Here is an 11,162-nt window from a genome sequence, read left to right as displayed (position 1 = left end):
TCCTACTTCGAGTGGGTGCAGGACAACATGAAGTTCTTCTGGACCGAGGAGGAGGTGAACCAGAAGCTCTCCCAGGTGATGGTCTCCGCCTTCGAGGAGGTCTATGCCGTGGCCCGGGAGAAGAAGATCGACCTCCGCACCGCCGCCTACGTCCTCTCCGTAGGCCGGGTAGCCCAGGCCAACCGGATTCGGGGGATGTATCCGTAAGGAGCTTAACATGGATACGACCAAGAGAAGGGGCCAAGAAAGAAGGCCCCTTCTAAAGATGATCTCCCTTCACAGAAATATCCTTATGCGACATTTTCGGCCTGGAAACTTAGCGTAAGTACCCGGAAAGGCTCTCTAGGGTCGAAAAATGTCGCATAAGATGTGCGTTTTTTGATTCGGGTTTGAGCTCGATCTCTGTCTTGCCTCGGGTACACCGGTGAGAGAGTAATTAAGCACTCTAGCAAAGCTTGCTATCAATTGATTGGCAAGACCGTCCATAGGAATACCCTTATGCAGCAGTGAAGCAAGAGAGGTAACTGGTCGGTCTAGCCCGCAGGGGTTGATCAGCTTGAAGTGTTCCAGGTTGGTATTAACGTTAAGGGCAAACCCATGCATGGTCACCCAGCCCTTTACTGCTACCCCAATGGCAGCAATTTTTTCATTGCCCACCCAAACGCCGGTATAGCCAGGAAGGCGCTGCGCCTCAAGGCCCAAGGGTTTTAGGTAAGGCTGAAGAGTTCTGATCAGGATCTCTTCCAAGCTTCGCAAATAGCCCTGCAAATCCTTACCTCGCTGACTGAGGTCGATAATGGGATAGCCCACCAGCTGGCCGGGCCCGTGGTAGGTAATGTTACCGCCGCGGCTGGTTTCATAGATCTGGATGCCTTCCCGGGCTAAGATGTCCTTTCCGCAGCGGATGTTGTCCCAGCCGCCGCCCCTGCCGATAGTGAAAACCGGCGGGTGTTCGAGGAGCAGCAGGGTATCGGGAATCTCTCCCTGCCGTCTTAGGGCCACCAGCTTCTCCTGGTAAGCCATGGCTTCTAGGTAGCCGATGCGGCCCAGCTTTTCTACCCGAAGAAGTCGAGGTGCAGCTAGCCTGGGCTGGCTGGTAGAGGTTGGTTGATTCATCATTGGCTGACTCACCTTCTACCCAGTATCTAACCTTGAACCTACTTGCCATTGGCGTTTTGCGGCCTAGCCCTTCGCCGCTGGCACGCCTAATCCTGGCCCCAGGCACTGTGCAGCCGCCTGATCAGCATGGTAGGAGCTGCGGACAAACGGCCCGGTGGCCACGTACATGAACCCAGCCTCCTGGCCCCAGCGCTGATACTTCTGAAACTGTTCCGGCGTTATGAATTCGGCTACTGGAAGATGTGCCGGAGTGGGTTGCAGGTACTGGCCGATGGTCAAACTATCGCAGCCTGCCAGGCGGAGGTCCTGTATTACTGCCCACACTTCCTCTGGATCTTCGCCTAAGCCGACCATTAATCCTGATTTGGTAAGGAGCTGGGGGTAGCTGGCCTTGACCAGCCTCAGCAAGTTCAAGCTGCGGCGGTAACCCGCCCCCGGACGCACCAGAGCATAAAGCCGGGGCACCGTCTCCAAGTTGTGATTGTAAATGTCGGGCCCGGCACCAGCCACCAAGGAGATCAACTCCTCTCGGCCACCGAAGTCAGGGGTTAGCACTTCAACGGTAGCCTGGGGCATGATCTGCCTGAGAGCCTGGACGGTGGCGGCAAATTGCCCCGCTCCTTGATCGGGTAGGTCATCGCGAGTTACCGAAGTCACTACCACATGGGCAAGACCTAACTGTGCGGCGGCTTGGGCTATTCGGGCAGGCTCCTCAGGATCAGGAGGAGTTGGGTGCCCATGGGGGACGGCACAGAAGCGGCAGTTGCGGGTACAGATTGAGCCTAGAATCATGAAGGTGGCGGTGCGCCGGGCAAAGCATTCCCCCAGGTTGGGGCAATGGGCGCCTTCGCAGACTGTACCCACCCGATGTTTTCGCAAAACTTCCCAGGTGGCGCTCATCTCCTCTGAGGCCGGCCACCTCTTTTTAAGCCAGGGGGGAAAGAGGTTACACCCCATTCGCAACTCTCCCTTGTGCGCCATCATAGTCGGTTCTAGAACTTGAGTAAGTTCCTCAAGTCCTGCTGGTGCAAGACCATGCCATCAGTGCTCCACCCGCGGCATTCGTAATACTCAGCCAGCATTCTAGCAAACTCTTCGCGCGTCAGGGAGTGAGGGCCTAGTGGCTCCGCAAAGAGGCGGTCAGGGATCATATCATGCTCCTTTTTCAAGCCTTCTCTTGTGTTGAACATACGGGTCAGATCGATGGTTTTTTGGGCTATGCCTGCAAGCTCTTCCTGGCTGAAGCGCATTCCTGTAGTCGCCTCAATAATGGTGGCGAGATCAGTCCAGGAAACGAGATCACGGTAAAAGCGGCAGAGTATTAAGGTGTCAAATATTGCTAGCCGATTCTCGAGCTCAATGACTTTGGCAGCCTTGTTCTCGACTGTCTCAGGCGGTACCATTCCGCTCAGCTCTAGTTTGTAGAAGGTACTTCGTAGGTGGCAGGCACCGCGGGGTGATACCGCGTAAGAGAGAGCCATGCCTTTGAGAACACGAGGATCATATCCGGCAGGCTCAAGGCCTTTCACGTGGATAGCGAGTTCCTCGAGCCTCCAAGCTTGGCTTGCGCTTATGATCCCGTCAGCAATTACGGCTCCCGGACCTTGGCGCAGTGATGCTGACCTTAGTAGATTCGCTATTCCTTCGGTGTCACCGTAATCGAGGCTTAGAGCCAGTCTGTCTCGGCGACAGGCTTCTATAGCTAGTGCGGCCAAGTTGCCTGCGCTTATAGTATCCATTCCCAGCCGATCGCAAAGATCGTTAAGATATGCTATTGCTTCCAGGGTTGTAATACAGCAAAGACCACCAAAAGCATAGATGGTTTCGTACTCGGGACCTTCGATTCTTAGCCCTTTATAGGGGCCGTCATGAATTTGCAGCAGTTTACCGCAGGACATGAAACAGCCTTTGCAGCTTCTGGATTTTACGTTGTAGCGTTCCACCAGAGTAGTTCCACTGATTTCTTGCCATTGCTCCAACTGCCCCTGTTGCCAATAACGAGTAGGAAAACACCCTCTGGTATTTGTAATTGCCACCAGCTGGGGGGTGCCGACTTTCTGGTAGGATTTTACGCCTAGATCTTCTCTACCCTTCTTTTTCAATTCCCGAACGTACGAAAGCAACAGTGTCGAATCGGCCATCGGGGCATGTTCTTCTCCCCAAAAAACCACGGCCTTCAGCTTTTTTGACCCCATAACTGCTCCTGTACCGGCCCGACCAGCCGATCGCCAATAATTGTTTTCGATGCAGGCAAACCTTACCAGGTTTTCGCCTGCTGGACCGATGACTATGGCCTCAGCCTGCGGCTGCTTGACTTCTCGGAGAACCAAATCTTGAGTATGATACGTTTCCGCACCCCACAGGTGCGACGCATCGTGGAACCTCACCCCACGGTGACTGATCTCTAGAAAGACGGGAGACTTTGCGGCACCCTCTATAACCACCGCATCATAGCCGGTTCGTTTCATCGCTGGAGCTACGTTTCCTCCCGCGTAGCTTTCAGCATAGAAACCGGTAAGCGGCGATTTGGTGAAGACTCCGTAGCGACTCCCTCCCGGCATAATGCTGTCGGATACAGGTCCGGGTGCAAATATTAATGGATTGTTAGGACTGAGTGGATCCACTCCAATGGGAGCGTTTTTGTAAAGAAGGTAAGTCCCCAGGCCTTTGCCTCCAAGCACTTCCCTCAGAAGCCCGTCTTCCAGATCTTCTTCGGCGTAGTCCATTGCTTCTAGGTTTATTCTTAACAGTCTGTTGTGAAAACCATGCACCGTGGAGCACCCCCCCCTTAAAGCCTAAAAGGATAGATTGACTATGGCACCGTGTGGAGCGGGTTCCCTAGCGCCGCCAATCCTGCCTCCCGGATGGCTTCGGCCACCGTAGGGTGAGCATGAATGGTATCTACCAACTCGTCGAGGGTAATTTCCTGGCTTATAGCCAGGGCGGCCTCGGCAATGAGCTCGGTGGCATGAGGGCCCATGATACAAACGCCAAGGATTTCCCCATACCTGGGCTCATAGATCACTTTTACCAGACCAGCGGTTTGGCCCTCGATGAGCGACTTACCGTTGGCAGCCAGAGGAAACTTGCCCACTCTGGCCTCAGCATATTGCTGGCGAGCCTCGGTTTCGCTGAGGCCTACTTGGGCTACTTCCGGCTGAGTATAGACGCAAGCCGGCACGCTCCGGTAATCTACTTCCTTGTCTCCACCCTGCTCGGTAGAGGCATTAATGGCCGCCACCGTCCCCTCGTGAAAGGCCACATGGGCAAGCTGGTACCCACCGATCACGTCCCCGGCGGCGTAGATCCCAGCTATATTGGTCTCCATCCTGCGGTTTACCTGGATAGCCTTTCCGGAAAGCGTGATCCCCACCTTACCGAGATCGAGGCCTGCCGTCTGCGGCAGGCGTCCCACCGCCACCAGGACCTTGTTAGCCCGCACTTGCCGCAGTTGCCCCTGGTGGAGGAAGCTAACCCTGGCTTCCCCGTTAGCTTCGACTTTGACTTCCTCAACCCGAGCACCGGTATGAATAGCTATCCCCTGTTTCTTGAGCTCGCCGGCCAGGAGCTTGGCGATCTCTTCATCAATCCCAGCCAGCACCTGGGGCAGAAGCTCGATGACTGTAACCCTACACCCCAGCAGGCTAAAGATGCTGGCCATCTCTAAACCGATTACCCCGCCCCCTATGACGGCCAGGCTCTCGGGGAGCTTCTTTAACTCCAGTGCCCCCGTACTGGTGAGAACTGTCTCCTCATCTATGGTCAGGCCGGGAATGGAAGCAGCCTGGGAGCCGGTGGCAATAATGGTCTTCCTTGCGGCCAGATTTATGGTTTCCTTCCCTGCTTTCGGCTCCGGGGTTACGGTAAGGCGATCGCGGCCGCTAAAGGCAGCATGGCCCCTTATGACCTCTACCCGGTTGGCCTTAAGCAGGCCGGCAACTCCCCGGCGCAGGGCGGACACCACCGTCTCCTTGCGCGCCTGCACCTGGCTCCAGTTGATTTTCGGCAAGGATCCTTCCAGGCCAAAAGCAGAAAAGTTACGGGCCCGGTGGTAGAGCTCCGCCACCTGGGCTAGAGTTTTCGTAGGAATACATCCTACGTTCAGGCAGGTGCCCCCCAGCTCGCCAGATTCCACCAGGATCACCTTACGCTTCCTTTGGGCGGCGGTTATAGCGGCCACATACCCGGCCGGCCCGCCACCTATAACTGCAATATCCGCTTGCTTAAGCGTCATGGCGCTCCCTTCCTTAGCTCGGTTACGACCGGTAGCCAGCTCCCTTGCAGCTACCTATCCAGCCAACTACAGCAACAAGAGGTAGGGATCTTCAATCCTCTGCTTAATCTTTTCCAAAAAACGGGCCCCTTGGGCTCCATCCACCACCCGGTGGTCCAGGGTTAAGCGCAGGGAAAGGTACGGTACCACCTGGATTTCCTCGCCTACCCTGCTTAGCCGCTCCCGGATCCGCCCCACTGCCAAAATGGCCGCCTCAGGCGGGTTGATAATAGCAGTAAACTCATCGATGGCGAACATGCCTAGGTTGGAGACGGTAAAAGTGCCGCCGCGGACGTCATCTGCTGCCAATCTCCCTGCCCTGGCCTTTTCCACCAGACTAGCCCGGTCTTGGGCGATCTGGGCCAGAGACTTCTGGTCGGCGTTCTTGATCACGGGGACAATCAAGCCGTCCTCCAAGGCGGTGGCTACCCCTACGTTGATGGCCGTCTTGAGCTCGATCCCTTCTGCCGTGAAGCTAGCGTTAACGTAAGGGCAATCCCGAAGGGCAAGGGCACAGGCCTTAACCAGAAAATCGGTATAGGTGAGCGTAATATCCTCGCCCTGGCCTTTCAGCTTTTCGTTTAGAAGCTTTCGCCAGCGGATGAGCTCCGACGCTTCGGCATCTACCCCCAAACAGAACTGAGGAGCATCGTGGCTGCTCTGAGTCATGCGCTGGGCAATGGTACGGCGCATGCCAGTGAGGGGGATAACTTGGGGGCTGGCAACTGGGACTGCTTCTTGAAACCCGGAAGCTTGCATCTCCGCTTCCGGAGCCGGTCCAGTTTCGGCTTTGGGCACCGCTCGGCCTTCTAGGTATTTCAACACATCCCGCTTGATGATGCTCCCTCCCGGGCCGGTGCCGGTCACACCAGCCAGATCGGAAAGGGCCACGCCCTGAACTTCGGCAATCCTCCGGGCCAGAGGCGAGATCCTAATCCTGCCCGGCAGGGAAGTAGCTTCTGAGGCAATCTGAGGAACATCCGCCGGAGCCTCTTCCCTGGAACCTTGAAGGTCAGGTTCCGAAACCGCTTCTAGGCTTTCGCCTCGTTCGGCCGCCGCTTCCTGAAGAAGGGCGCTGATATCCTCGCCAGGCTCGCCGACAATGGCCACTATCTGGGTAATCCTTACCGTCGAACCCTCCGGGGCCAAGATTTTAAGCAAAACCCCACTGGCGGTGGATTCCACCTCCATGTTCACCTTGTCGGTAGTTACTTCAAACAGGGGCTCACCCCGCTCTACCCGCTCCCCCTCCTGCTTTAGCCAGCGGACGATGGTGCCTTCGGTAGTGGTTATTCCCGCCTGGGGCATCACAATCTTGTAAGCCATGCCTAGGCCACCCCCTTAACTAGGCTCCGGACCGCGGCGGCAATATCTTCAACGCTTGGAACTACCGCGTCCTCCAGGGCCGGGCTAAAGGGAATGGGCACATCCTTGCCGGCAACTCGGACAATGGGGGCATCCAGGTCGAAGAAAGCTCGCTCTCCTACCTGGGCGGCGATCTCGGCTCCGATGCCGCCGAACTGGCAAGCTTCATGGACAATGACCAAGCGGTTGGTCTTGGCTACCGATTGGCAAATGGTATCGATGTCCAGCGGCCTTAAAGTGCGCGGGTCGACTACCTCCACGCTGATCCCTTCCGCCTCCAGTATCTCAGCAGCCTTAAGGGCCCGTCCCACCATCAGCGAAGTGGCCACCACCGTACAGTCTTCTCCTGGTCGCTTGACATCGGCCTGGCCCAAGGGGATGAGATATTCACCCTCCGGTACCTGGCCTTTTTCGTTTAAAAGCATTTTGTGTTCAATAAAGACAACCAAGTTGTTGTCTCTAATGGCGCTCTTAAGAAGTCCTTTGGCATCGTATGGAGTAGCCGGCATGACCACTTTGAGGCCAGGGACGTGGGCATGCCAGGCCTCTAGGCTCTGGGAATGCTGGGCCGCGGTTCTCCGCCCGGTGCCTGTGTATGTTCTGATGACTGCCGGTACTGTTAGCTTCCCGCCCGACATGTAATGCCATTTTGCACCCTGGTTAACAATTTGGTCTAAAGCAATCGTGGTGAAATCGACGAACATGATCTCGGCGATTGGCCTCATTCCTGTCATGGAAGCGCCCACGGCTATTCCGGCTATCGCCGCCTCTGAAATCGGCGTATCGCGCACTCTCTCCTCCCCGAACTCCGCAAGTAAGCCTGCTGTTACCCCAAAAATTCCGCCGTAGACGCCAACGTCTTCGCCCAATATGAAGACACTCTCGTCGCGCACCATTTCCTCTCGCATTGCCTCTCTAAGCGCTTCTCTGTAAGTTATAGTACGCATTTTCTTGGCACCTCCCTGCTTTGCCACGGCGCAGCTTGCTTTACCTGTTTTTCTCATTCCGCATACACATCCGAAAAAGCTTCTTTAATTGAAGGAAACGGCGAGTTATTTGCGTACTCAACTGCCTGCTCAACAGCCTCTCTTACCGTTGCCTCTATCTCTTCCAGTTTGCTGGGGCTCACCCCTTTGGCCAGAAGCTTGGTGCGCAACCTCTTGATTGGGCACTTTTCCTTCCACTCTTGGATCTCTTCTCGGCTTCTGTAACGTTGTCCCTGGTTCGGATCACCTTCGTGATGACCTCGCCAGCGATAGGTCTTGCATTCGACCAGAGTAGGCCCACTCCCTTGACGGGCCCGCTCCACTGCCTCCCTGGCCGCCCGATAGACTGCTTCCACGTCGTTACCGTCTACGGTTACACCTGGCATTCCATAAGCTTGAGCCCTTACCGATATGTTTTCAATGGCCTGATGGCGAGCCTGGGATACCGAAATGCCGTAGCGGTTATTCTCGCAAACATAGACCACCGGGAGCTTCCACAAGGCGGCAATATTCAACGATTCATGGAAAGAGCCTTGGTTGGAGGCTCCATCTCCGAAGAAGCAAGCTACAACTTGGCCAGAGCCGCGCATTTTTGCAGACAAAGCAGCTCCTGTGGCAATTGGGATTCCTCCACCCACCACTCCGTTTGCCCCCAGGATTCCTAGTTCAAAAGCGCTTATATGCATCGACCCTCCTTTTCCACGACAGTAACCTGTTGCCTTGCCAAACAGCTCTGCCATCATTGGTTTAAGATCTCCACCCTTGGCGATGCAATGGCCGTGGCCTCTGTGGGTGCTGGTGATTAAATCTTCCGGCTTAAGGGCAGCGCAAACGCCCACTGCTACTGCCTCTTGGCCAATGTACAGATGGGCCAGTCCGGGCATTAAGCCTTGGGCGTATATTTCGACCACTTTTTCTTCGAAGTACCTGGCCTCAAGCATTTTCCGGTACATACATAAGAGGTCTTCCTGAGACAGTTCGGTTGCTCTTGCTCCCATGTAATCATCTCCTCTGGCCACTTTGGTGTTGTATTTGGATCATCTGCTTGTGGGTAAATAAAGCTTCTGATTACCCACTGTCGGTGACAGAGCAATTCTTGTGCCACACCATCGCGTACCTTAAGCCTTGAGCTATTTAGTACAAGAGGAAGCGCCTCCTAGGTTGGGATTGCGCAAAAAATGAACAGCCTTCAATTGTGTAGCAGGAGACATAGAAGAAATGACAAATAACTAGATAAGTAGGAAAGATGCGCATCGGTTTCAGGTTGGAGGAGGAGGCGAGAATTGTATGTCTTTGGAAAATGCGACTTCCGAAGCGTGGAAATCATTTATGGAACGAGGAGAAGTCAAGTCTTCGTTGATTCCTGCTTATATTCTTCAATCCTGGAAGCGGTGTCGAGAGTTGGGGCTGGATCCCTTCGCAAGAAACATGCCGAGGGGTCGGGATCTCCGCAGTCTCGAGAATGAGAACGACCTACTTCTGAGGTGTGCACTACCTACCGTGGAACTACTTAACGAGCTCATCCGCGGCTCAAGCTTTATAGTTGTTCTGACAGACTGTCACGGATATATACTGAGAATTGTTGGCGATGCAGAAGTCGTTGAAATGGCTAGGGCAAATAACCTCGTTCCGGGCGCAGACCGATCAGAAGAAGCCGTGGGCACCAATGCAATTGGACTCGCTGTAAAGATGGGCAAGCCGGTCCAAATCGCAGGTCCGGAACATTACAACGTCTATCATCACCGTTGGACGTGTTCTGCTGCACCCATCTACACCACATCGAAAAAGCTAATTGGGATCATCAATTTCTCTGGTCCTTCTTCGCTGGTCCATAAACATACTCTCGGTATGGCTGCGGCTGCTGCCAAGTCAATTGAACGTGAGCTAGCGCTGCAGGAAAAGACCACAATGCTCAGTGAGAACAACCAGTATTTAAATGCCATATTGGAGTCAGTCAGTGATGGCATTTTAGCTACCGATCAAAAAGGATGCATTGTTCGTGTCAACAGCGTGACTGCCCGTCTGTGTAACTGCGGGCCCGATGACTTAGTCGGGAAAGATATTCGGGCACTGTTCAAAAGTCATTCGCCAGAACGACTCTTTGTGGAAGCAAGAAACAAGGAGGTGTACTACTTCGATCCGAAAACCAAGAAGCGCCTCTTTTTCATGATAGATGCTAACCCTATTACTCATGATAGCCTTTCCCATCAAGGTGCAGTCATACGCATAAGGAAAAGGTCCGATGTCCACCGCTTGGCCCATAACATCTTCGGAGGAGCTACCTTTACCTTTTCTGACATAATAGGCCAAGATCCGGAGTTTTTGGAGGCAGTGGCAGTCGCCAGGGCGGCTGCGAGATTCGACTGTAAAATTTTGCTGCACGGCGAAACCGGTACAGGCAAGGAGGTGTTTGCTCAGGCGATCCATAATGCGAGCCCCAGGAAAAATGAACCCTTTATTGCTGTTAATTGCGGAGCAATTCCTCGCGAACTGGTAGAAAGTGAGCTTTTTGGCTACGAAGAGGGCGCATTCACTGGTTCTCGACGGGGAGGTAAACCGGGTAAATTCGAGCTGGCTGATGGGGGAACCCTCTTTCTGGACGAGATAGGCACGATGCCCCTTGATATTCAGGCCAAGCTGCTTAGAGTAATGCAAGATGGTCGCGTAACAAGATTGGGCGGCTCGGATTTTCTCGAAGTCAATGTGAGGGTTATTGCTGCTACCAACGAGGATCTTGAACAGAAGGTGTCACTCGGGGAATTCCGTGCAGATTTATTCTATCGATTGAGTGTAATAACTGTTCGCATTCCCCCGCTCAGACGCCGCCCCAGCGACATCCTACTCTTGGTTGAGCACTTGTCCGAAAAGATTGCGCGTCGTCTAAATAAGAAGAAGCCGAAGTTCACAAAATCTGCGGTAGATGCTCTGCTGGCTTACGATTGGCCAGGAAATGTACGTGAACTGGAAAACGTTATTGAGCGTACCATTATTCTATGCGAACACGAAAGCATTAGTGTCTTAGACTTGCCTCAACAGATCAGACAGCTTAACACTCGTGCCCAAAAGCGAACTGACCCTCTCTCTAATGAGCATGAGGAGAAAGCCGGGAGTTATCTCGCTGAGGCGGAGAAAAAAGCGATAATAGACGCCCTTATGGCCACTGGTGGCAACATAACACGGGCAGCGCGTTTATTGGGTATTACAAGGAATACCCTTTATAAGAAACTGAAGTCCTACGACATTTCATTCTCTTCCTGAACCATCCGGACACTCCTGACATAGGAGTGCTGACCATTTACCATCCTGGTGTCCCGGTGTCACTTTTTTGAGCAGTGGAGTTATTCTGGTGTGCAAGAGTTGAACAACCAATGCCCATGCGCGTGGAACCGTAAGCGCGTGGTTTTCGCTGGAATGAGCTT

Annotated in this window: 9 protein-coding genes; 2 read left to right on the top strand and 7 right to left on the bottom strand. The window is 54.1% G+C overall.

All coding sequences use genetic code 11. The features are described 5' to 3' along the window. A partial coding sequence (locus H5U02_10960; protein MBC7342940.1) for a glutamate dehydrogenase occupies positions 1–207 on the top strand: 207 nt, incomplete at its 5' end. Between the two features lie 135 nt (positions 208–342). Here the strand turns inward: H5U02_10960 and lipB are convergent. The 7 genes from lipB to pdhA all read right to left on the bottom strand — a co-directional run bounded on the left by lipB (position 343) and on the right by pdhA (position 8,741). Then, positions 343–1,116 carry a lipoyl(octanoyl) transferase LipB gene (lipB, locus tag H5U02_10955; protein MBC7342939.1) on the bottom strand — a complete coding sequence of 258 codons (774 nt, stop codon included), beginning with the start codon at positions 1,114–1,116 and terminating at the stop codon, positions 343–345. Positions 1,117–1,182: 66 nt separating this feature from the next. Then, a complete protein-coding gene (gene lipA / locus H5U02_10950) occupies positions 1,183–2,076 on the bottom strand; it encodes a lipoyl synthase (protein MBC7342938.1) in 894 nt (297 codons plus the stop codon). 35 nt (positions 2,077–2,111) lie between these two features. Continuing rightward, positions 2,112–3,890, bottom strand: coding sequence for an aldehyde ferredoxin oxidoreductase family protein (locus tag H5U02_10945; GenBank protein ID MBC7342937.1), 1,779 nt, complete (start codon positions 3,888–3,890; stop codon positions 2,112–2,114). Positions 3,891–3,931: 41 nt separating this feature from the next. Then, positions 3,932–5,353 (bottom strand): dihydrolipoyl dehydrogenase, encoded by a 1,422-nt coding sequence (gene lpdA, locus H5U02_10940; protein ID MBC7342936.1) that lies wholly within the window; start codon positions 5,351–5,353, stop codon positions 3,932–3,934. A 66-nt stretch (positions 5,354–5,419) separates the two neighbouring features. Continuing rightward, a complete protein-coding gene (locus tag H5U02_10935) occupies positions 5,420–6,718 on the bottom strand; it encodes a 2-oxo acid dehydrogenase subunit E2 (GenBank protein ID MBC7342935.1) in 1,299 nt (432 codons plus the stop codon). Between the two features lie 2 nt (positions 6,719–6,720). Further along, on the bottom strand, positions 6,721–7,704 hold the full coding sequence (locus H5U02_10930) for an alpha-ketoacid dehydrogenase subunit beta (protein ID MBC7342934.1): 984 nt from the start codon (positions 7,702–7,704) through the stop codon (positions 6,721–6,723). A gap of 53 nt (positions 7,705–7,757) precedes the next feature. Continuing rightward, on the bottom strand, positions 7,758–8,741 hold the full coding sequence (pdhA, locus tag H5U02_10925; protein MBC7342933.1) for a pyruvate dehydrogenase (acetyl-transferring) E1 component subunit alpha: 984 nt from the start codon (positions 8,739–8,741) through the stop codon (positions 7,758–7,760). 289 nt (positions 8,742–9,030) lie between these two features. On the opposite strand from pdhA, the gene H5U02_10920 reads away from it, so the two are divergent. Continuing rightward, the gene (locus H5U02_10920; GenBank protein ID MBC7342932.1) at positions 9,031–11,001 is read left to right on the top strand and encodes a sigma-54-dependent Fis family transcriptional regulator; all 1,971 of its coding nucleotides are present in this window, start codon (positions 9,031–9,033) and stop codon (positions 10,999–11,001) included. Positions 11,002–11,162: the final 161 nt, after the last annotated feature.

Source organism: Clostridia bacterium (assembly GCA_014360065.1).
Classification (GTDB): domain Bacteria; phylum Bacillota; class DSM-521; order Neomoorellales; family JACIYF01; genus JACIYF01.
This window is presented reverse-complemented; position numbering and strand designations above follow the sequence as displayed.